The following is a 20,950-nucleotide window of genomic DNA, read 5'->3' as shown; positions in this document are numbered from 1 at the left end:
TTTGCGATATGCCGTGGATGATCGCCCCGGGGGAATCTCCAGCATCAGCGGGCAATCGGGCGACCAGATGGGCCATCGACCCAAAGGGAATTGTGGTGTCCGCTGAACCGTGGAGGTGCAGTACGTGTGTTTTTGGGGCGAGCCGTGTCTCTACGGAGCGGGCAAACGTCGCTTTGCCAACCCCGGGTGCTCCAACTACCACCACTCCATAAAAAGATGGCTCGCCGAGCGCTTCTATAACCGTGCTCTGAAGATCCTGCCGGACCAGCGACGACCATTTCCGACGTTCTGCGGCGCCAAGGGCTTGCCGCTCCGTTGGATGCCGCCCTATTTCAGATTCCGGTGTTGCTCGCAATTTAGATCACGCTACCTTCGTAGCTTTGGCGGACGTGACGTTCAGCGGGTCGTTTGCTTTCGTAATTCCCTCAGCCCCAGCAGTGATTTGCAAAGTATCATAGCGATCCCCCCGAATCAATTAGTCAGTGGGCGAGCCATCAGGGTACTTGTTAAACAATTGGATTGGGTACATGGGAATCAACGGCGCGCCCCGGGGATCCCCGGGCGGCCGCGCTGCCAGGATCAGCGCCTTCCAGGCGGTGGGTGGGCCCACGCCGCCAGGGTTCCCTGGGCGAGCGAAGCGAGGCAAGGGAGGCAAGGGAGGCGGTGGGTGGGCCCACGCCGCCAGGGTTCCCTGGGCGAGCGAAGCGAGGCAAGGGAGGCAAGGGAGGCGGTGGGTGGGCCCACGCCGCCAGGGTTCCCTGGGCGAGCGAAGCGAGGCAAGGGAGGCGGTGGGGACTAGGCCTTCACGGCGTGAAATCTCTGCTGGGCGGCAAGCAGACCCTCGGTCATCAATACTTCAACGGCGTCTGCCGCTTCATCCAGGAGGAATGGCAGCTCTTTCTTTTCCGACGATCCAAAATCCCTGAGGACATAATCCGCCGTGTCCATCCGGCCAGGCGGCCTGCCGACGCCCACACGGACCCGCAGGTAGTCCTTGGTTGCCAAAGCCTTGGAGATATCCCGCAGGCCGTTATGGCCGCCTTCTCCCCCGCCGATCTTCAACTTGACGGTGTTGAAGGGAATATCAATTTCGTCGTGCACCGCAATCACGTGGTCCGGAGCGATATCAAAAAACTTGGCCAGGCCGGAAACAGGACCCCCGGAAACATTCATGTAGCTCATTGGCTTCGCCAAAACCACCCTCGGGCCGCCGATCCCGAGCCTGCCCTCCACAACTTGCGCCCGCGACTTGTGGGCCTTGAACTTTCCGCTCATGCGCGAAGCAAGTTCGTCCAGGACCATCTGGCCGACGTTGTGGCGGTTGTGGCTGTATTCATTGCCGGGATTGCCAAGGCCGACAATCAGCCAAGTGTCTGTCATGGAGTCATCCTAGGGAATCAAGGGGGTTGAACGAACAGAAGTGGCCGGGACCCCACAGGGCCCCGGCCACTCGCAAAGGCTTTTGCCCCAGCTAGTCGCGAAGACTACTCGGCAGCAGGAGCTGCCTCTTCCTCGGCTTCCGAAGTGGCCTCCGAGATGTGGATGATGAGCGTCTCGGGATCGGTCAGCAGTTCCGAACCGGTCGGCAGGACGATGTCCGAGGCGTGGACGTGCTCGCCGGCCTTGCGGCCTTCGATGCTGATTTCGACGAATGTCGGCAGGTGCGTAGCCTCGGCTTCGAGGGAAACCGTAGTGGCTTCCTGGTTGGCGACGGCGCCGATGGCAGCTTCACCGATAACGTGCACGGAAACGTCAACGGTAACCTTTTCGCCCTTGCGGACGGTCAGGAGGTCGATGTGCTCGATGATCTGCTTGATCGGATCGCGCTGGATGTCCTTCACCAGGGCCAGGTGCTCTTCGCCGTTGATGTCCAGGGACAGCAGGGCGTTGGAAACGCGGACGGCCAGCGTGGTGGCGCGGCCCGGCAGGTTGATGTGCATGGGCTCTGCGCCGTGACCGTAGACGACGGCCGGGATCTGGCCGGCCGAACGGGCGCGGCGGGCGAAACCCTTGCCGAATTCGGTGCGCAGTTCTGCTGCGAGCTTCTGCTCAGACATGTGTACTCCTTGATTACTGTGGCGCCGGCACAATGCCAGGCAAGTCGATCAGCAAGGGCGGAGGTCTGTGGTGACCTTCCACGCCCAGCGGAATCCCAGCCGCAGGAGCAGCCGGTCCGCCTTCGTTGAAGGAGATTCAGACCCAGTCGATAACGGAGACCCGCAATCCGGAATCACGTAGAAACGCAATCCGGATGTGCTCTCCCTCGCCAAGGTATCCCCAAGAGTTTAGCAGTCCCGCCCCGATTGCCGAAAACCGAGGAAGCCGAGGAAACCGAGAAAGCTGTTAAGCGTTGCCGTCGAACAGGCTGGTGACAGAGCCGTCGTCGAACACTTCGCGGATGGCGCGTGCAATCAATGGCGCGATCGACAGCACGGTGAGCTGCGGGAAGCGCTTGTCTGCCGGAATGGGCAGCGTATTGGTGACAACAACCTCGCGGGCGCCGGAATCCGCCAAGCGCTGCGCCGCCGGTTCGGAGAACACAGCGTGCGTGCAGGCAATGATGACGTCCTTGGCACCGGCGTTCTTGAGGACCTGGACGGCGCCGGAGATCGTTCCGCCGGTGTCGATCATGTCGTCGATCAAGACGCACGTGCGGCCTTCGATCTGCCCGACGACGGTCTTCGAGACAGCTTGGTTCGGCACCGTGAGGTCGCGGCTCTTGTGGACGAACGCCAGCGGCGCGCCGCCCAGGCGCTCGGCCCACTGTTCTGCCACGCGGACGCGGCCGGTGTCCGGCGAAACAACGGTGATGTTGTCTGCTTCGACCTTGGTACGGATGTAGTCGGCCAGCAGCGGGATCGCCATGAGGTGATCCACCGGGCCGTCGAAGAACCCCTGGATCTGGGACGTGTGAAGGTCAACCGACATGATCCGGTCCGCACCGGCGGTCTTGTAGAGGTCCGCCACCAGGCGGGCGGAGATCGGCTCGCGACCACGGCCCTTCTTGTCCTGGCGGGCGTAGGGGTAGAACGGAGAGACCACGGTGATCCGCTTGGCCGAAGCGCGCTTCAGCGAGTCGATCATGATCAACTGCTCCATGAGCCAGTTGTTCAGGGGGGCCGGGTGTGCCTGAATGACGAAGGCATCGGTGCCTCGGACGCTCTCCGCCGATCGCACGTAGATCTCACCGTTGGCGAAGTCGTAGGCGTCGATAGGCAGGAGTTCCGTTTCCAGCTCCTTGGCGATTTCCTGCGCCAGCTCGGGGTGCGCCCGTCCGGCAGCGAGAACTAGTTTCTTCTCGCCGTGTGCGGTAATTTCGCTCATGCCTGTATGCCCTCTTCTGTGATTGCCTGGGTACTTGATGAATCGGGGGTGGCAGCGGAGCCCAGCGCGGCTTGCGCCAGCTGGGCCGAGTTACTGCCCTGGCGGTTGGCGATGACCCAGCCTTCGGCGTTGCGCTGAGGGGCAACGCTCAGGGTGAGGGCTCCGGCGGGAACGTCCTTGCGGATGATGGCGCCAGCGCCGCTGTAGGCGCCGTCGCCAATCGTCACGGGAGCCACGAAGACCGTGTTGGACCCGGTCCGCACACCGGAGCCGATCACGGTGCGGTGCTTCTTCTCGCCGTCGTAGTTTGCCGTGATGTTGCCGCAGCCGATGTTGGTGTCCTCGCCGATCTCGGCGTCGCCGGCATAGCCGAGGTGGGACAGCTTCGAGCCGCGCCCGATGGTCACGTTCTTGGTCTCGTAGAAAGCGCCGATCTTGCCGGTCTCCCCCAGGACCGTGCCCGGGCGCAGGTACGTGAACGGACCCACACTGGCCCCGGCCCCGATCGTGGATCCCGCGCCGTGGGTGCGGGTAACCTTCGCGCCTTCGCCCACCGAAACGTCGGTGAGGGTCGTGTCTGGCCCGACGACGGCGTCCCGCGCCACAGTGGTGGCACCGTGAAGCTGCGTGTTCGGCAAGAGGCGGACGTCTTCGTCCAGGGTGACGGTGGAATCGATCCAGGTGGTAGCCGGGTCAACGACCGTGACGCCGGACCGCATCCAGGCTTCGATGATCCGGCGGTTGTGCTCGGCTCCGAGCGCGGCCAACTGGACGCGGTCGTTGGCACCTTCCACCTGCCAGCGGTCCTCGGTGACGACGGCGGAAACCCGGCCCCCGGCGTCGCGCGCCAGTTCGAGGACGTCGGTGAGGTACTTTTCGCGCTGGATGTTCTCGGTGGTCACCTTGTGCAGCTGCGTGCGGAGAACCCGTGCGTCAAAAGCGTAGATACCCGAGTTGACCTCGCGGATGGAGCGTTCGGCGTCGCTGGCGTCTTTGTGTTCGCGGATGCCCAGCACTGTGCCGTCCTCGCCACGAAGGATGCGTCCGTATCCATTGGCGTCGTCGAGGATGGCGGTCAAGACCGTCACGGCGTTGCCCTCGGATTCGTGCGTGGCGACAAGCTCGGAGAGGAGGGAACCGGTCAGCAAAGGAACATCGCCGTACGTGACCACTACCGTTCCGGTGAGTTCGGCCTTCGCATCGAGGGCATCGAAAGCTACCTCAACGGCACGCCCGGTTCCGGGAACATCATCCTGGTCCACAATGACGGCGTCGGGATCGATCAGCTCAACGTGCGCGGCAACGAGGTCCCGTTCGTGGCGGACTACCAAGGCCAGCCGCTGGGGATCTATGGAACGTGCGGCAAGGATGGCATGCGCCACCATGGAACGTCCACCGATTTCGTGGAGAATTTTGGGAGTCCGCGACTTCATGCGCGTACCGGCTCCGGCAGCTAGGACGATTACAGCGGCGGGGCCAGTAGTATCGGGGCTCACGAAGTCGCTCTCCTTGCTCGGTTACGTCCGGGCGAACCCGGCTGCGGCATCTGCTCTATCCTACTCTTGCCGATTCACAGCCTTCTGCGCAGCCAATGGACAGCTTCGGGAGAGACAGTGCCTTCAGAGGCGGTGCCGGCAGATCACCGACAAGTTCCGCCCATAGGATTCGAACCTATACTCCACGGCTCCAAAGGCCGGGGTGCTGCCATTACACCAGGGCGGACCGTGTGCGCGTGGCCCTTGCGGACGCTTAGCCCGCGGGTTCCCGATTGACCGGGTCGCACACACAAGAATCTAGTTTGCCATGACCATCGCGGTGTTCGCGACTTGGCGCATCACCGAGTCCTTTCCGACCGAGCTGGCGGGCCCTCCACGAGCCGCTTCACGCTTGGCGTGAGGCATGATAGATGCGTGAGCAACAGCACAGGACTTCCCCCGCGCTCGACGGGTTCCAAGGTGATCAACCACGTGCCCTCAGGCCAGGTTGTACGTGCCCGGATGACTGGATCCCAACGCCGTTCCCAGCTCATCGAGATAGGCCGGGGCCTCTTCGCAGCCCGCGGGCTTGATGCCACCACCATTGACGAAATCGCAGCGGCCGCAGGAGTGTCCAAGCCCGTCATTTACGAGCACTTCGGCTCGAAGGAAGGCCTCTACACGCAAGTGGTGGAGATCGAATTCCGAATCCTACTGGAGGCCATTAACCAGTCCCTGGCAGCCGAAGCCAAACCACGCGTCCTCGTTGAACAGGCGGCCCTAGCCTTGCTTGGCTACATAGAAGAGCGGAGCGACGGCTTCCGGATCCTCATGCGGGACGCCCCGCCTTCCCAGCCCGAAGGCGCCTTCTCCACCCTGCTCTCCCATGTGGCGGACCGCGTGGAAAACCTGCTCGCCGACGAATTCTCCCGGCGCGGTTTCAGCGCAGCCGATGGCGCGATGTACGCCCAGATGCTCGTAGGCATGGTGGCAATGACCGGCCAATGGTGGCTGGACCACCGCGAGCCCGACAAGCGCGCAGTAGCCGCGCACCTGGTTAACTTGGCGTGGAACGGACTGACAGGCCTGCAAAAGGAACCGGAACTGCGGAGCGAGGGCTAGGTTCAGGTTGCCCCGGATCATGCCTCGGTCGCCCCCCGCGACCGTGTCCGTGGTCGCCTACGCGGCTGATCACCTTCGCCGTCACTTAGCGCGGAGGTTCCTACCCGAAGGCCCGCGGCACGGCTCTTGCCAATGTTTCGTTCTTGGTTTCGACGCAGATGTGCCCTGTCGACACGCAAAATCCCTGACGACGCCGGAATCCGCGTGTCCTCGTTCCGTCTCCGCGTCATGTGTCCATTTGGGTGTCGCGAAGCGCCCACGATTCACCAAGCAACCGCTTCCGACCCGCGCCTCGACTTTCGACGCCCATGCGCCCCGCCGACACACAAAATCCGTGACGACACCGGAATCCGCGTGTCCTCGTTCCGTCTCCGCGTCATGGGCTAATCAGGCTGTCGAAATCCGCCGAACCCATCCGCAGTCCCACCCCCGCGTGTCGTCCCTTTCCCTACCGCGCCTTGAGTTCCGAATGCCCTGGACCTTGTAGACCTCCGGAAGACGACGCCGGAAGTCCGCCGCCCCTCGCGACCGCCGGCCGGCGGTTCTTCGGAAAGGAGCGCATCGCGGCGCAACGGGCCGGGGAGCACGCTCAGCGAGCGAGTAGCCCTTTTGCGTTGAAGCGGCGTTCCGAGGGCCCCGAAGCGGGCTTGCGAGCTTTGGGAAGGAACCTCCGCGCTAAGCGACGCGGAAGGGCGCCACCCCCGGCACCCGAGGTGACCAGGCACCAGGCGCGGAACCTCAGGCTCCGGTCCCAGCCGACCTACTCCCCCAGCACCTCCGCCGCCTCGAGCCACTCGAGTTCCAGGACTTCCTTTTCTTCGAGCAGTTCCTGCAACTTGGTGTTCAGTTCGCCGAGTGCGTCGAAGTCGCCGGATTGGGACTTGGCAGCCATCTGGACGTGGAGTTTCTCTTCTTGCTGGGCGATCTTGCCTAACTGCCGGTCGATCCTGTTCAGGTCCTTCCGGGCCTCACGCTTTTCTGCCTCGCTGGGACCCGAAGCCGCAGCAGTCGAAGCTGAGCCGGTTGCCGCCGTCGGGCGACTGCTCCCGCTTGAGGCGCCACCAGACACTGCACCGCTCGCAAGGGCCGCTTCGCGCAATTCCAAGTACTGGTCCACGCCGCCTGGAAGCCCGCGCAGCTTGCCGTCGCCCAGGAGTGCCATTTGGGAATCCGTGACGCGTTCCAGGAGGTAGCGGTCGTGGCTGACGACGACGAGCGTACCCGGCCAGCCATCCAGTACGTCCTCGACGGCGGCCAGGGTGTCGGTATCAAGGTCGTTGGTGGGTTCGTCGAGCATCAGGACGTTGGGCTCGCCCACCAGCAGCCGCAGGAGTTGCAGGCGGCGCCGCTCACCGCCGGAAAGGTCTGAGACTGGAGTCCACTGCTTTTCCTTCGTGAACCCGAGTTGCTCCACGAGCTGCCCGGCCGTGAACTCCTTGCCACCTACGCTGAACGAGCGCTTTTCGCGCTCGATGACCTCGATCACGCGAAGATCGGATACGTCGTCGATCTCCTTGACGTCTTGGCTGAGCACGGCGGTGACAACAGTCTTGCCCCGCTTGACCTTGCCTGAACTCGGCGCGATCTCCCCGTTGAGCAGCCTCAGCAGCGTGGATTTTCCGGCACCGTTGACGCCCACCAGTCCAAGCCGCTGCCCCGGCGCGAGGCGCAGGGTGACGTTGTCGAAGAGCTTCTGGCCGGCGTCACCGCCCACGAAATCAAGCGAGACGCCCTCAAGGTCCAGCACGTCCTTGCCAAGCCGGGCGGTTGCCATCTTGCTCAAGGCCACGGAGTCGCGCGGATCGGGAACATCGGCGATCAGCTCGTTGGCGGCCTCAATACGGAACTTGGGCTTCGATGTCCGGGCCGGGGCGCCACGACGCAGCCACGCCAGCTCTTTCTTGACCAGCTGCTGCCGTTTGCTTTCGACGACGGATGCGCTTCGGTCACGCTCGGCACGGGCCAGCACGTACGCCGCGTAGCCGCCGTCGAACGGGTCCACCATGGCGTCATGCACTTCCCAGGTCCGGTTGCAGACTTCGTCCAGGAACCAACGGTCGTGGGTCACCACGAGGAACGCGCCTTGGTTTGCCCGCCAACGGGTATTCAGATGCCGGGAGAGCCAGGCCACGCCTTCCACATCGAGGTGGTTGGTGGGTTCGTCGAGCATGATGACGTCGTGGTCCTCGATGAGCAGCTTGGCCAAGGCCACTCGGCGCTTCTGCCCGCCGGAAAGTGCATGCACGTTGGCGTGCCAATCCACGTCGGCAACGAGGCCGCCCATGATTTCGCGGATTTTGGGGTTGGCGGCCCATTCGTGGTCCGCCTGGTCACCGACGATCGCGGCCCCCACGGTGAGGTCGCCGTCGAGCACATCGGACTGGTCGAGGTAACCGACATTCACGTCGCCTCGTTTGGTCACGCGACCGGAGTCCGGCGTCGATCGCAATGCCAGCAAGCGCATGAGCGTGGATTTGCCGTCGCCGTTGCGCCCAACCATGCCGATCCTGTCGCCGTCCTCCAAACCAAGGGTTACGCCGTCGAGGATGGTGCGGGTTGCGAACGAAACGGTGAGGTTTTCACCGCCGAGCAGGTGGGCCACTGGGTACTACTTTCTGGTGTGAACAATCAGGAAATTCGCTGCTTGTCGAAAAAATTTGCCAAGGCAGGTTGTCATAGGAGGGTATCGGAGATGATCCGGGCTCCGGGAACCGGTCCGTGAACAGCAAGGGCGTTATGCCCCAGATGCCGCAGGTCGTCGGCAAGTCCCTGGGCCGCGGAAGGGTTGTGCGCGAGCAAAGCCACAGTGGGGCCCGAACCCGAAACAATCCCTGCGAGGGCGCCGTTCGACTCCCCTAGCCCGATGGTGTCCCGCAACTGCGGAGCCAGGTCGATCGACGCGCGCTGGAGGTCGTTGATGAGGACCTTGCTCAGGGCGCCCGGATCTCCGTTGCGCAGCGCCTGCAGGATCTTGGCATCGACCTCGAGCGGTTCGGGAATGTCGAGTCCTTCGGCATTCCGGAGCCTGTCCAGCGCGTGGAAGACCTCGGGCGTGGAGAGTCCGTAGTCGGCACAGACCAAGACCCAGTCCATTTGCGCTTTTGCGAGGGCCGGTGACAGTTCGTCGCCGACGCCAAGCCCGACGGCGGTGCCTCCAAGCAGCGAGAACGGCACGTCCGCGCCCAACTCAGCCGCAAGATGGGCAAGTTCCTCGCGTGATAAGCCACTGTTCCAGAGGGCATCACAGGCCAGCAGGGTGGCCGCTGCATCCGCTGAGCCGCCCCCCATGCCTCCCGCGACCGGGACGCGCTTGGTGATTTCCAAGTGCACTCCGGTGGCGTTCTCCGAGACGTCCCTCATGATCGCGGCGGCCTTGTAGGCCAGGTTCCGCTCATCCAGGGGTATGTCCACCCCGTCGAGGTCCAGGGTGCTTGACGGACTGATGCTGACCGTTATTCCCTGCCCCTCGGTGCTCGTGGCGGCGACTTCCTCGTACAGGGACACCGCGAGATACACGCTGGCGACAGAGTGGTAGCCGTCCGGCCGCAACGGGCCAACGTTGAGGGAGACGTTCACCTTGCCGGGCGCCCGGACGCGAACCGTCCGTGCGACGAAGCGGGCGCGGTTCACACCGCTGATTGCCGGATTCATGCGTCCAGGGGGTGGCGGGCCTCGGCGATGCGGACAAACGCGTTGATATCGAGGACCTCTCCGCGGGCAGTCGGATCAACGCCGGCGGCCACGATGAATCGTTCTGCCTCGGCCGCGCTGCCTGCCCAGCCCGCCAGGGCCGCCCGGAGCGTCTTGCGGCGCTGGGCAAACGCGGCATCGATGACGGCGAAAACCTGCTCCCGGGTGGCGTGCGTTGCCGGTGGCGCGCCCCGCGTAAAGGACACCAGTCCGGAATGGATCTTCGGGGCCGGCCAGAAGACATTCATGCCAATTACTCCGGCCTTGCGCATGCGGCCGTACCAAGCGGCCTTGACCGAAGGGACGCCGTAGATTTTGGAACCCGGGCCCGCGGCCAGCCGGTCCGCCACCTCGTCCTGGACCATGACTAGCCCATGTTGCAAGCTCGGGAAATGCTGGAGGAGGTGCAGGACAACGGGCACCGCCACGTTGTAGGGCAGGTTGGCCACGAGGGCGGTGGGCTGCACAGGAAGCTCGGTGACCTTCATGGCGTCGGAAATGACAAGGTGGAAATCATCCACCGCGTCCGGGCGCCACGCGCGGACAGTCTCCGGCAACTTGCCGGCCAGTACGGGATCGATTTCGACGGCGACAACTGTTTTGGCGGCGTCGAGCAGGCCGAGCGTCAACGAACCCAGCCCCGGCCCGACCTCCAGCACGGTTTCCTCGGGATCAATACCGGCGGCCGAGACGATCCTCCGGATGGTGTTGCCGTCAATGACAAAGTTCTGGCCCAGGGTTTTGGTTGGGCGGACACCGATTTCTTCGGCGAGCCGTCGGATGTCCGCAGCCCCCAGAAGGGGTGCGACGGCGGCGTGTTCGGAATTCGGTTCAGTCACCTAGGTATCGTATCGTCTGCCCGACTCACGGCAGCGCCCCTCTGCCATCTTCGGGTGCGAAAAAGCCGGGCCCGGAGATTCCGGGCCCGGCCAATTTCATCGATGCTTAGCGGGAAGCTGCCCAGCCACAGCCCCACGGTCCGAGGCCGCGCTGTGCGTAGACACGGTTGGCGATATCGATCTGCTGGGCCTTGCTGGCGGCGGCTGCGTTGGGAGCGTAGGCGCCACCGCCGGAGCCGATCCAGGTCTGGATGTCGAACTGAAGGCCGCCGTAGTAGCCGTTGCCCGTGTTGATGGCCCAGTTTCCACCGGACTCACACTGGGCAACCTTGTCCCACATGGCCTCGTTCGGTGCGCCAGTAGGTCCGGAGGCAACTGCCGCGGCGGCAGCAGGCTTGGGGCGCTCCTTGGTTCCGACGGTCACCTTCGCGGAAACAGGGTTGACGTTGACATCCGAGGAGATCAGGGTCCGGGACGCTTCACGACCATCCACCAGGACGAGCTTGAACTTCTTGCTGAGCAGCCCGAGGACGCCTTCCTGGGTCACGGTTTTCTGGTCCGAGAACTGGGCCGGGTCTTGCGCGGTGACGGTATCGAAGGGAACGTTTTCCGTCTCAGTGGCGGTCTTGCTGGTGTCCACACGGGAAACCTTGACCACCATGTTCTGGACAACGGGGGCCGAGTTAGGCTGCGAAACACGGTCGTTCGGGCCGAGCACGACGCCGGCATCGCTGAGGACGGTGCCGACGTCAGCCGCCGTCGTGGTCTTTGCGGAGCTTTGGCCATCCACGATCAGGCTGATCGCCTTAGGGGTCATGATCGAGACGAACGATCCGGAAACTGCCAGCTGGGTGTCTTTGGGCTGTGAGACAGCCGAAGCGCTCGCGACGCCGAGTTCGGAAACGAGACCCTCGACATTGGGCGCCGTGGTGTTGACCGTCCGCTGTGCGCCGTCAAGGCTGACGGTGACGGCCTTGGCCAGGTTGACGTTGATGATGGAACCGTTCTGCACCGAGGAGTCCAAAGCCGGGGAAACCCGGTCTTCAGCCTTCAGATCGACCTTGGCTGCCTTGACCACTTGGTCAACTGTGTTGCCGAAGGTCTGGACGGAACTCACTTTGCCGTCGACGTTGAGGGTGACTGACTTGTTGCTGCCTGTGAAAGCAACCACACCGAGCACCAGTGCCGAAAGCACCAGCAGCTGCGCACCGACTTTGACGAAACTGAACTTACCGCCCGTGGTGAAGAACTTAACCATGTTTGCCCGTAACTTTTGGACCATCCGGGCACGGGGAAAAGCGCACAGGGGCCTCCTGCCGCGGCCCCTGAGTGCAGGCCGAAGCCATGCAGGAGGACTGCAGCGGAGTTGTGCGCCGCCACACTCAATTCAACTGAAACACCAATTGCGAACGGAGTAAGTTGTCCGAAGGCCTTCCCCGACCCCGGCTACTGGTTACCCACTGTAACCGAAGCGTTATAAAGTGACCAAGAATTTTACATACCGGGTATACAGGACAATTGCAGCTCAGTCCCACGATCCGTAGGTTGCCACGGTATTTTGGGCCAGTTGGGAACATAACGCGGAGAGCTCGGTTCCGGTAACTTCAGCCATGGAACGGACGGTGTAGGGCACCATGTAGCTCGCGTTGGGGCGCCCCCGGTGGGGATGCGGCGTCAGGAACGGGGAGTCGGTTTCCACGAGCACGAGTTCCGGATCTGCGATGGTGAGCGCGTCCCTTAGATTTGCCGCGTTCTTGAAGGTCATGGTGCCGGCAAAGGACATGTACCAGCCGTTCTTGTTGCAGATCCGCGCCAGTTCCGCATCACCCGAGAAGCAATGGAACACCACCCGCTCCGGGGCTCCCTCTTCCCGGAGGACCTGGACGACGTCGTCATGGGCGTCGCGGTCGTGGATCTGGAGGGTGAGATCGAGCCTCTTCGCGATGTCGATGTGGCGGCGGAAAGAGTGGCGCTGGTGCACCAGGCCGTCGCCGTGGGTGCGGAAGAAATCAAGACCGGTTTCGCCGATCGCGCGGACCCTCGGATGGGCCGCCAGTTCTTCGATCTCGGCGAGCGCTGATTCCAACTCTCCGCGGCCGGCGTAGACAGGAGCGTCGTTGGGGTGGATGGCGACTGCCCCGAGAAGGCGCCGGTCCGCGTCCAGCGCTTGGACCGTGAACCGCGATGACTCGAGGTCGCAGCCCACTTGCACGGCCCCCTGGACGCCCACGGATTCGGCGGCGTCCAAAGCATCCGCGACGGCTACTTCCAGCAGGCCGTGCCGGAAGTCGAGATGCGTGTGGTTGTCCATCACCGGGACCGGCAACGGCTCGGGAGCCGGCGGGTATTCCTTGCGGGAGTCGCCGGATTCGGGCGCGCGGTAGGGGGCCGGTGGGAGGGAATTACACATCCTCCCACCCTATCTTTCCTTCCTGGACCCCTCCCGACCCTGCCCTGGTCCTTCCTCTATCCCGTCCTCCAGAACGTCCCTCTGTCTGCGGCGGGCCTAGGCTGGGTAGTCTGGTACAAAAGGCGGTATATCCCGGCCAGGGCACCGCGGCCCGGCAGGGGTTCTGTCATGGCTGAGGGGTTGTCCATGGATTCAAAGCGACACGGTACCGTTGATGAGCCATTGCTGCGGGACGAGGCTGTTGTCGCCTTGCCGCCCGAACGCGAAACCCTCAACGGTCACAAGCTGCCGGTCATGGATCCCGCGCAATTCCACGCTGCGAGCGAGAAGATCCTGGCGGCAATCAACAAAGTCATCGACGGCAAAGCCGAAGCCGCCAAACTCGCCCTGACCGTGCTCCTCGCCCAGGGCCACCTGCTCGTGGAGGACGTGCCGGGCGTCGGCAAGACCCTGCTCGCCAAGACCCTCGCACGCACCATCGATTGCAAAGTCAGCCGGATCCAGTTCACCCCGGACCTTCTTCCTTCGGATGTCACGGGCGTCTCCATCTACAACCAGTCATCACGGCAGTTCGAGTTCCGGATGGGCGCGGTGTTCGCCAACATCGTGATCGGGGACGAAATCAATCGGGCCTCGGCAAAGACCCAGTCCGCCCTGCTCGAATGCATGGAAGAACACCAGGTGACGGTGGACGGTCATTCCTACCAGTTGGGCGAGCCGTTCATGGTCGTTGCGACGCAGAACCCCATCGAGATGGAAGGCACGTATCCGCTTCCGGAGGCCCAACGGGACCGCTTCATGGCTCGAATCTCCATGGGCTACCCGGACAAGCTTTCCGAGATCGAGATGCTCGAGACGCACCAAGCGGTCTCACCCCTCGCGAAAGTCACCCCCGTGGTCACGTCCTCGGATGTCGCCGCTATGATCGCGACGGTGCAGCAGGTCTTCGTCTCCCAAGCCGTCAAGGAATACACCGTTGCCTTGGGGCGGGCCACAAGAGACAGCGCGCGATTGCGTCTCGGAGCCAGCCCGCGGTCCCTGCTGCAACTACTGCGGGCGGCCAAGGCGACTGCCGCCCTTGACGGACGGGATTTCGTCCTTCCGGACGACGTCATTTCCGTTGCCGAATCGGTGTTGGCGCACCGCATCATCCTTGACCGCAAGGCCGCGAGTTCCGGTGACACTCCGCATAGCATCATCCGGGCGATCCTGGCCTCGCTCCCCGTAAGCCAGGACGCTGGCGCGGAACGCCGCGGCAGCTAGGCGGATGTCCGGAGGGGGCACACATGGCACTGATGGATCTACTTCCCAAGCATCTGTTCACCACCCGTGGCTGGGGGCTGCTGGCCAGCGGGGTTGGCGCCCTGCTCCTGGCCCAAATCATGGGCAGGCGCGACCTGCTGGCCCTCGGCATCCTGCTGATAGTGCTGCCGCTGGTATCCCTTGCCGGGGTTCGCATCCTCAAGCCGCGCTTTCAGGTGTTCCGCGAATTCAATCCGTCTTCCGTTGAAACATCTTCCACGGCAACGGTGCGGCTGGCCGTGGCACGGACCGGCGCAGCCACGGGCCCGGTGATCATGGAGGAACAATTGCCGCCGCGTTTCGGCGAACCTCCGGCCTTTCGGTTTCCCGCCCGTGCCGCTTCCGGCGGCACTAGCAGGTACGAATACCATTTGCGCTCGGGCAAGCGCGGCCAGTTCAGGATCGGTCCGGTCACCGCCGAGTTCTGCGATCCCTTCGGGTTGTCGCTGCACCGGCACGCGATCGACGACGGCGACATCCTCACCGTGACGCCTGCCGCCGTCGAGCTCCCCGCCACGGGCCTCGCGGGCGCGCGCGGAAACGACGGCGTGACCGCCACCCGGATCCGCGCGAATCCCAGCGACGACGACGTCATGACCCGCGAATACCGTCACGGCGACCCGATGCGGCGTGTCCACTGGGCGGCGACCGCGCGGCACGGGGAACTCATGGTGCGGCAGGAAGAGTCCGTTACAACGCCCGAGGCGACCATCATCATGGACCAGCGCTATTCCGCCTTTGTTTCGGGTTCGGGGGCCACCTTCGGTCCGGCCCACGAAGACGCCTTTGAACTGGTTAGCAGCGACAACTTCGAGTGGGTCGTGACGGCGGCCATGTCGATCAGCGCCCACCTTGCCGATCGGAACTACTCGCTGAGGTTCCTCGACGCCGCCGGGAATCCGGCGTTCCGTAGTTCCCACTCGGCCCCGGATCCCGAAACCGAGGAATTCAGCGGCTTGGGCGGCCTGCAATCCATTGCCGAGAGCCTTGCCGCAATTCAGCTCACCGGCGCACGGCATGTCCATGGCGAGCGCCGCAAAGAGGCCGCCGGCGTCGTTGACGGTGTCGAGGCGCCCTTCGACGACCACCTGATGGACAAGCTGGCGGCACACCGCCTGCGTGGCCCCCTTCTCGCTTTGCTCGGCAATATGCCGCTCACTGAAGCCCGTGCGTTGGCGCCCGCCGCCGGCTACGGAGCCAATGCCTTCGCGCTTGTGGTCACGGACCATCCCCGCCACGCCCAGCCGATCATCGAAGCCTTGAAGCTGGGCGGCTGGCGGGCCGTCGCCATCAGCTCGAGAACTGATCTTCCCGCCGCATGGGCAGGTTTCGATCAAGGAGAGATTCTCGCGGCCGCTGCCGCAGCGATGGACGTCCGGCGCGGAGCGGCGGTGCCGCGATGACAACCACCTCCCGGCACGAGACTCCAGGACGGACCCCGCGTCCGGCGTCGACGAGCACCGGCGAGGGAGGAGCTTTCTCCCTCGGTCCGGGGAAGGTACCCCCCGCCCGAAAGCCGGGGCCGGGAGCCTACCCTTGGGCAATGTCCGCGGCCGTCGCCATCGCCGTACTCGGGACATCGCTCTCGCTCAATGGTGTCTTCAGGGGCTGGGCTTGGTTGGTTCCTGCGATCACCACTGTGTGTACCGTCGCAATGACGCTGGCTGTCCTCCGTGCATTAAGGGCGCATGCGCTGCTCATCACTTTGGGCGGGCTCGTCTCCTTGGCGTTCATCCTGACCTTCACCTTTTTCCGGCAACAGAGCATCGCGGGCTTCGTCCCCTCCCGTGAGACGTATGTCCAGTTCGGCAAGCTCCTGAAACGCGCGGGCGAAACTGTCGTTTCGGAGACTGCTCCCGTGGCCCCGAACGCCGGAATCGTGTTTGTCGCGTGCGCGAGCCTGGGCCTGGTGGTTGTCCTCACCGATGCGTTGGCGGTTCCACTCGGGATGCCTGCCACCAGCGGTTTGGGTCTTCTGGCCGTCCTCGTTTTCCCGGCCACCATCAAGCCGCAAGGCGCAGGGCTGCTCGGGTTCCTTGCCGCTGCCGTCGGTTTCATCCTGATCCTGGGGTGCAGCCAGTGGTTCGAGCCGGATTCGCGGCTACAGACAGACAACCCCCGCGGCACGGGGCAGCTCAAACGATCGGCGGTGATCGGTGCCGTGGCCCTGGTTCTCGGGCTGCTGCTGCCCTTGGCGATTCCAGGCTTCGAGCGCGGAACGTTTCCGGTGGGCTCGCGCCTGAACCCCTGGGGCGTCTCCAACGGCCTGAACCCGATGATCACGCTCGGCAACAGCCTGCGGAATCCCACGGGCGACGGCCGCATCACCTACGCCACGAGTTCCACTGCCACCGTCTACTTGCGTTCAGTCACCATTGACAAGTTCGACGGCGATACCTGGGCGCCGGACGACCGGGAAGCTTCCCGGCGCGTCGGACCCGGCCGCGTGGCGCCGGACTATCCGCTCCCCTCCGATTTGGTGCGCCAACTGACAGTGATCGATACCGGGCAGTTCACCAGCCCCTACCTGCCGGTTCCCTATGCTCCAACGGCCGTGAACGGGCTGAGCGGACGGTGGTCCTGGGATCCCGAGACCCTCAGCATTCGCGCCGAGGATACCAACACGAGGAACCAGCAATACACCGTATATTCGGCGCTGCCAGCCCTGACCTCCGCGACGTTAAGCCAGGACAATGCCCGGCCCACGTCCATCTCGCAGGATTTCATCCAGGTGCCAAACAACGTTCCGGACATTGTGAAGAACACGGCCAAGACCGTTACTGCGGGCGCCAATGGCAACTATGCCAAGGCGATGGCGATCCAGAGCTATCTACGCTCGCCGCAGTTCAGCTACTCCCTGCAGGCTCCGGTCCAGGGCGGCTATGACGGCAACGGCTTGTCCGTGCTGGCGGATTTCCTCGAACAGAAGAGCGGCTACTGCGTCCACTTCGCGTCGGCCATGGCCGTCATGGCGAGGCTGTCCGGAATCCCGAGCCGCATCGCCGTGGGCTACGCGCCGGGCCACTCCACCGGTGTTACCGTTGCCGTCGCAGGGCAGGAACCCCTGCCGGAGTTCGAGGTGGATGCCCGTGACGCCCATGCCTGGCCTGAACTCTATTTCGAAGGAGCGGGTTGGGTCGCCTTTGAACCGACCCCTTCACGCGGTGTGGTCCCACCCTATGCGGCCGACCCGGCGTCGGCGGGCGGCCCGAGCACCAACCTGCACGACGAAAACCTGACCCCGGGGTCCGTGACCCCCCAGCCGAGCACTTCGGCGGTCCCTCCGCTTGCGGGGCCCGGCGGTGGAGCGGGGACGTCCGCCGGCTTTGGAACGGCACTGTACGTCGTCGCCGGGGCACTCCTCCTGGCGGTGTTGTTTGCCTCCCCGCGGCTGGTCCGTTCCGGCATCAGGGCGCGGCGCCTGAAGCCGCCACGGGCCAGGCGGACCGGTTCCGGAGGCGGCACCGCGCCGGCCCCACCCCGGGACGGTCCAGTCCTGGCGTGGGCCGAGCTTCGGGACCTCGCCACCGACTACGGCGTGCCACCCGTGCCCAGCGAAACGCCACGGCACTTCGCGGGGCGATTACGCAACTCAGCTGCACTTGGAGCGCCGGCCGCTTCGCCGTCGGGAGCCGCCGACGACGCCGGGCAGCAGGCGGTTGCATTGCTCACCGTCGACTTCGAACGGCAGCGTTACGGTCCCCCGACGGATCCCGCGGCGGATGGCGCATCGGAGCAAGCAAACGCGACGGCAGCGGGCAGGATCGCCGCCGTCCGTTCCGGATTGCGGCGCAATGCTAGGTGGTTCGCAACCTTCCGCGCGGACTGGTTCCCGCCGTCCTTGATGTCCCGGTGGTTCCAACTCGTGTGGACGCCGTTCCGCTGGCTGGGTGGCATTTCAGTGGCGGCAGCACGCCGGCTGGCGGCATCCTGGCAAAGCCTCTTCGGCTCCATCCGATGGCGGCGTTGAGACCCAACTGACTGGCAGTTGTTGTCGTATACAGGCCGCTAAACGACAACTACTGCGAGCCAGTTGGGCGAGAAACGCTTTGCTAGTCGGCGTACGGATCTGCGATGCCGACGTACTGCGTGGTGAGGTATTCCTCGATGCCTTCAAAGCCGCCTTCACGGCCGAGGCCGGACTGCTTGACGCCACCGAAGGGCGCCGCTGCGTTGGAAATGACGCCGGCGTTGAGGCCGAGCATGCCGGTCTCGATCTTTTCACTGACGCGCAGGCCCCGGTTGAGGTCCCGGGTGTAGACGTAGGCGACCAGGCCGTATTCGGTGTTGTTGGCCAGCTTGATGGCTTCGTCTTCGCTCTTGAAGGTGATGATCGGGGCCACCGGTCCGAAGATTTCTTCCTTCAGGATGCGGGCGTCCGCGGAGACGTTCTTGAGCACGGTGGGCTGGTAGAAGTAGCCGGGGCCGTCCACCGGGGCGCCGCCGGTGACGGCGATTGCGCCGTTGGCAACGGCGTCGGACACCAGGGCGTGGACCCCGTTGCGGGCCTTGCCGTCGATCAGCGGGCCAACAGTGGAGTCCGGCTCGGTGCCACGCGCTGTGTTGAGTGCGGCGATCTTGGCGGCGAATTTGTCGGCGAAGGAATCGGCGATGGAGTCGTGCACGATGAACCGGTTGGCGGCCGTGCAGGCCTCGCCCATGTTGCGCATCTTGGCTGCCACGGCGCCTTCGACGGCCTTGTCCAGGTCGGCGTCCTCGAAGACCACGAACGGTGCGTTGCCGCCGAGTTCCATGGAGCTGCGCAGGACCTTGTCGGCGGCTTCGCGCATGAGGGCCTGTCCGACGGCGGTGGAACCGGTGAAGGAGATCTTGCGCAGGCGGTCGTCCTTGATGAGGGGCCCGGTGACTGCGCCTGCCGTGGAGGTCTGGATGACGTTGAGCACGCCTGCGGGGAGGCCGGCTTCCTGCATGACCTGGGCGAAGAGCAGGCTGGTCAGCGGGGTCAGGTTGGCGGGCTTGAGTACCATCGTGCAGCCGGCCGCGACGGCGGGGGCTATCTTGCGGGTAGCCATGGCCAGGGGGAAGTTCCAGGGAGTAATCAGCAGGCAGGGGCCAACCGGCTTCTTCTGGACCAGAATGCGGTTCTTGCCGTCCGGGGCTGCAGAGTAGCGTCCGCTGATGCGGACAGCTTCCTCGGAGAACCAGCGGAGGAACTCGGCGCCGTAGGCTACTTCACCACGGGCTTCGGCCAGGGGCTTTCCCATTTCCAAGGTCATGAGCAGAGCGAAGTCCTCGGCCCGTGCCGTGACCAGCTCGAAGGCGCGGCGCAGGATTTCGCCACGTTCGCGCGGAGCAGTACGCGCCCAGGAGGCCTGCGCGGCGGCGGCAGCGTCCAGTGCGGCGGCGCCGTCCTCTGCTCCGGCGTCGGAGATGCTCATGAGCACCTTGCCCGTGGCGGGATCCTCGACGTCGAACGTCTTGCCGGATGCCGCAGGCAGCCACTGGCCGTTGATGAGCAGCCCGGTGGGAACGGACGCGAGAAGTTCGCTTTCGCGATCGGCGGTAACAGTCACAGTGACTCCTTCGTCAGTTGGTGCACGTTGTAGGAATGCACCAACACTTGATTTTGTGGAATTACTGTCACGGTACTGCCCGCCGGGAAGCAGTGTCTACGCCTTCGCGCACTGCCGCAGGAGCACCGGTTTGTGCAGTTGCACAGCCCCGCCTCGAAGCGCAAGCTAGCGCACGGCGAGCACCGCCCTAACGCGCCGCGAGCACAGCAGAGTACAACTCACGCTTGCTGATGCGGGCCTCTTCGGCCACGGCAGCCACCGCTTCCTTGAGCCTGACGCCCTTGGCCATGAGTTCGTTGACCGAGGCCACGTGGTCTTCAGGCTTGCCCGGCGCCTGTTCGGGTGCGCCTGCCACCACTACGGCAATCTCGCCGCGAACCTCGTTGTTTTCAGCCCATTCGAGCAGTTCCCGGACGGTTCCCCTGATGACTTCCTCATAGGTCTTGGTCAATTCGCGGCACACGGCGATGCGACGGTCCGAGCCGAACCGCTCGTGGAGGGCGCGGAGCATTGGCTCAAGCCGGTGCGGTGCCTCGAAGAACACCATCGTCCGGCGTTCATTGCCAAGGTCTGCAAGGCGGGAACTGCGTTCGCCGGCTTTGCGCGGCAGGAAGCCTTCAAAGCAGAACCGATCCGTGGGCAATCCCGAAAGCGCCAGCGCCGTCAAGACGGCGGACGGTCCCGGAAAGGCGGTGACGAAGAGCCCGGCCGCAACCGCTCCCTCCACGAGGCGGAAGCCGGGGTCGGACACTGCGGGCATCCCGGCGTCGCTCACCATGATGATGGTCTTGCCCGCCCTGACGTAGTCCAGCAGTTCCTCGGTCTTGGCGGCCTCGTTGTGCTCGTGGTAGCTGATGACGCGGCCGGACACAGTAATACCGAGCGACTGGACCAGCCGATGCAAGCGTCGGGTGTCCTCTGCGGCGACGATGTCGGCGGTCTGCAGCAATTCGATGAGCCGGCTGGAGGCATCGCCGACGTTGCCGATGGGAGTGGCTGCCAGCACGATCCGGCCCACGCCGTCGGGAAGTGCAGGAAGGGCGTGTGGTTCAACGGGCTCCGCGGGGGTGTCCATGGACTCCGAGGGCTCCGCGGAGGCAGGATCGAGGGCTTCATCCGGGGAGCTCAGCTGTTCAGTCACCCGTCTAGCCTATCTCCGCCTTCAACGGACGAGCCCCGCAGGCTGCGTGGGATTGGCTTCCCGGGGACCGCGACCGACCCCCATGCTGCCTTCAGGGAGCTACCGGTGCCAAA

General features: G+C 64.4%; 15 protein-coding genes and 1 tRNA gene. 4 read left to right on the top strand and 12 right to left on the bottom strand.

Going from position 1 to position 20,950, the window contains the following annotated elements; all coding sequences use genetic code 11:
- Positions 1–795: 795 nt before the first annotated feature.
- The 5 genes from pth to OOZ51_RS07535 all read right to left on the bottom strand — a co-directional run bounded on the left by pth (position 796) and on the right by OOZ51_RS07535 (position 5,046).
- Positions 796–1,380, bottom strand: a complete 585-nt coding sequence (gene pth / locus OOZ51_RS07555; protein ID WP_265978654.1) for an aminoacyl-tRNA hydrolase — start codon at positions 1,378–1,380, stop codon at positions 796–798.
- 104 nt (positions 1,381–1,484) lie between these two features.
- Positions 1,485–2,057: a 50S ribosomal protein L25/general stress protein Ctc gene (locus OOZ51_RS07550; protein ID WP_265978652.1), complete on the bottom strand. Its 573-nt coding sequence runs from the start codon at positions 2,055–2,057 to the stop codon at positions 1,485–1,487.
- 286 nt (positions 2,058–2,343) lie between these two features.
- Positions 2,344–3,324, bottom strand: a complete 981-nt coding sequence (locus OOZ51_RS07545; protein WP_265978650.1) for a ribose-phosphate diphosphokinase — start codon at positions 3,322–3,324, stop codon at positions 2,344–2,346.
- Positions 3,321–4,757 (bottom strand): bifunctional UDP-N-acetylglucosamine diphosphorylase/glucosamine-1-phosphate N-acetyltransferase GlmU, encoded by a 1,437-nt coding sequence (glmU, locus tag OOZ51_RS07540; protein WP_416346360.1) that lies wholly within the window; start codon positions 4,755–4,757, stop codon positions 3,321–3,323. Before glmU ends, OOZ51_RS07545 begins: the two co-directional genes overlap by 4 nt.
- A 217-nt stretch (positions 4,758–4,974) precedes the next feature.
- Positions 4,975–5,046 (bottom strand) — tRNA-Gln (locus tag OOZ51_RS07535).
- A gap of 275 nt (positions 5,047–5,321) precedes the next feature.
- On the opposite strand from OOZ51_RS07535, the gene OOZ51_RS07530 reads away from it, so the two are divergent.
- Positions 5,322–5,921, top strand: coding sequence for a TetR/AcrR family transcriptional regulator (locus OOZ51_RS07530; protein WP_265978723.1), 600 nt, complete (start codon positions 5,322–5,324; stop codon positions 5,919–5,921).
- Positions 5,922–6,681: 760 nt separating this feature from the next.
- On the opposite strand, the gene OOZ51_RS07525 is transcribed toward OOZ51_RS07530, so the two are convergent.
- The 5 genes from OOZ51_RS07525 to OOZ51_RS07505 form a co-directional block, all read right to left on the bottom strand.
- Entirely contained in the window at positions 6,682–8,523 is a 1,842-nt protein-coding gene (locus OOZ51_RS07525) for an ABC-F family ATP-binding cassette domain-containing protein (RefSeq protein WP_265978647.1), read from the bottom strand.
- Positions 8,524–8,594: 71 nt separating this feature from the next.
- Complete coding sequence (locus OOZ51_RS07520) at positions 8,595–9,572, bottom strand: 4-(cytidine 5'-diphospho)-2-C-methyl-D-erythritol kinase (RefSeq protein WP_265978646.1); 978 nt, start codon at positions 9,570–9,572, stop codon at positions 8,595–8,597.
- Positions 9,569–10,450 (bottom strand): 16S rRNA (adenine(1518)-N(6)/adenine(1519)-N(6))-dimethyltransferase RsmA, encoded by an 882-nt coding sequence (gene rsmA, locus OOZ51_RS07515; protein WP_265978645.1) that lies wholly within the window; start codon positions 10,448–10,450, stop codon positions 9,569–9,571. The genes OOZ51_RS07520 and rsmA overlap by 4 nt, the downstream gene beginning before the upstream one ends.
- Positions 10,451–10,556: 106 nt before the next feature.
- Positions 10,557–11,708, bottom strand: coding sequence for a resuscitation-promoting factor (locus tag OOZ51_RS07510; RefSeq protein WP_265978643.1), 1,152 nt, complete (start codon positions 11,706–11,708; stop codon positions 10,557–10,559).
- 267 nt (positions 11,709–11,975) lie between these two features.
- On the bottom strand, positions 11,976–12,860 hold the full coding sequence (locus OOZ51_RS07505; RefSeq protein ID WP_265978642.1) for a TatD family hydrolase: 885 nt from the start codon (positions 12,858–12,860) through the stop codon (positions 11,976–11,978).
- Positions 12,861–13,046: 186 nt separating this feature from the next.
- Between OOZ51_RS07505 and OOZ51_RS07500 the strand changes: the two genes are divergently transcribed.
- The 3 genes from OOZ51_RS07500 (at position 13,047) to OOZ51_RS07490 (ending at position 18,132) form a co-directional block, all read left to right on the top strand.
- Complete coding sequence (locus tag OOZ51_RS07500) at positions 13,047–14,123, top strand: AAA family ATPase (RefSeq protein ID WP_265978641.1); 1,077 nt, start codon at positions 13,047–13,049, stop codon at positions 14,121–14,123.
- 23 nt (positions 14,124–14,146) lie between these two features.
- Positions 14,147–15,565: a DUF58 domain-containing protein gene (locus OOZ51_RS07495; RefSeq protein ID WP_265978640.1), complete on the top strand. Its 1,419-nt coding sequence runs from the start codon at positions 14,147–14,149 to the stop codon at positions 15,563–15,565.
- 140 nt (positions 15,566–15,705) lie between these two features.
- On the top strand, positions 15,706–18,132 hold the full coding sequence (locus tag OOZ51_RS07490) for a DUF3488 and transglutaminase-like domain-containing protein (protein ID WP_323054703.1): 2,427 nt from the start codon (positions 15,706–15,708) through the stop codon (positions 18,130–18,132).
- 82 nt (positions 18,133–18,214) lie between these two features.
- Here OOZ51_RS07490 and OOZ51_RS07485 read toward each other — a convergent pair whose 3' ends face one another.
- Positions 18,215–19,696 carry an NAD-dependent succinate-semialdehyde dehydrogenase gene (locus tag OOZ51_RS07485; RefSeq protein ID WP_265978637.1) on the bottom strand — a complete coding sequence of 494 codons (1,482 nt, stop codon included), beginning with the start codon at positions 19,694–19,696 and terminating at the stop codon, positions 18,215–18,217.
- A 187-nt stretch (positions 19,697–19,883) separates the two neighbouring features.
- Entirely contained in the window at positions 19,884–20,771 is an 888-nt protein-coding gene (rsmI, locus tag OOZ51_RS07480; RefSeq protein ID WP_265978722.1) for a 16S rRNA (cytidine(1402)-2'-O)-methyltransferase, read from the bottom strand.
- Positions 20,772–20,950 lie beyond the last annotated feature (179 nt).

The sequence above is a fragment of the Arthrobacter rhizophilus genome (assembly GCF_026241105.1).
Taxonomy (GTDB): Bacteria; Actinomycetota; Actinomycetes; order Actinomycetales; family Micrococcaceae; genus Arthrobacter.
The sequence above is the reverse complement of the archived record's forward strand: the minus strand, read 5'-3'. Positions and strand labels throughout refer to the sequence as shown.

Coding starts and splice junctions, on each gene's coding strand:
- pth (WP_265978654.1), bottom strand. CDS start 1,380: ATGACAGACACTTGGCTGATTGTCGGCCTTGGCAATCCCGGCAATGAA.
- OOZ51_RS07550 (WP_265978652.1), bottom strand. CDS start 2,057: ATGTCTGAGCAGAAGCTCGCAGCAGAACTGCGCACCGAATTCGGCAAG.
- OOZ51_RS07545 (WP_265978650.1), bottom strand. CDS start 3,324: ATGAGCGAAATTACCGCACACGGCGAGAAGAAACTAGTTCTCGCTGCC.
- glmU (WP_416346360.1), bottom strand. CDS start 4,757: ATGAAGTCGCGGACTCCCAAAATTCTCCACGAAATCGGTGGACGTTCC.
- OOZ51_RS07530 (WP_265978723.1), top strand. CDS start 5,322: ATGACTGGATCCCAACGCCGTTCCCAGCTCATCGAGATAGGCCGGGGC.
- OOZ51_RS07520 (WP_265978646.1), bottom strand. CDS start 9,572: ATGAATCCGGCAATCAGCGGTGTGAACCGCGCCCGCTTCGTCGCACGG.
- OOZ51_RS07510 (WP_265978643.1), bottom strand. CDS start 11,708: ATGGTTAAGTTCTTCACCACGGGCGGTAAGTTCAGTTTCGTCAAAGTC.
- OOZ51_RS07505 (WP_265978642.1), bottom strand. CDS start 12,860: ATGTGTAATTCCCTCCCACCGGCCCCCTACCGCGCGCCCGAATCCGGC.
- OOZ51_RS07500 (WP_265978641.1), top strand. CDS start 13,047: ATGGATTCAAAGCGACACGGTACCGTTGATGAGCCATTGCTGCGGGAC.
- OOZ51_RS07495 (WP_265978640.1), top strand. CDS start 14,147: ATGGCACTGATGGATCTACTTCCCAAGCATCTGTTCACCACCCGTGGC.
- OOZ51_RS07490 (WP_323054703.1), top strand. CDS start 15,706: ATGTCCGCGGCCGTCGCCATCGCCGTACTCGGGACATCGCTCTCGCTC.
- rsmI (WP_265978722.1), bottom strand. CDS start 20,771: ATGGACACCCCCGCGGAGCCCGTTGAACCACACGCCCTTCCTGCACTT.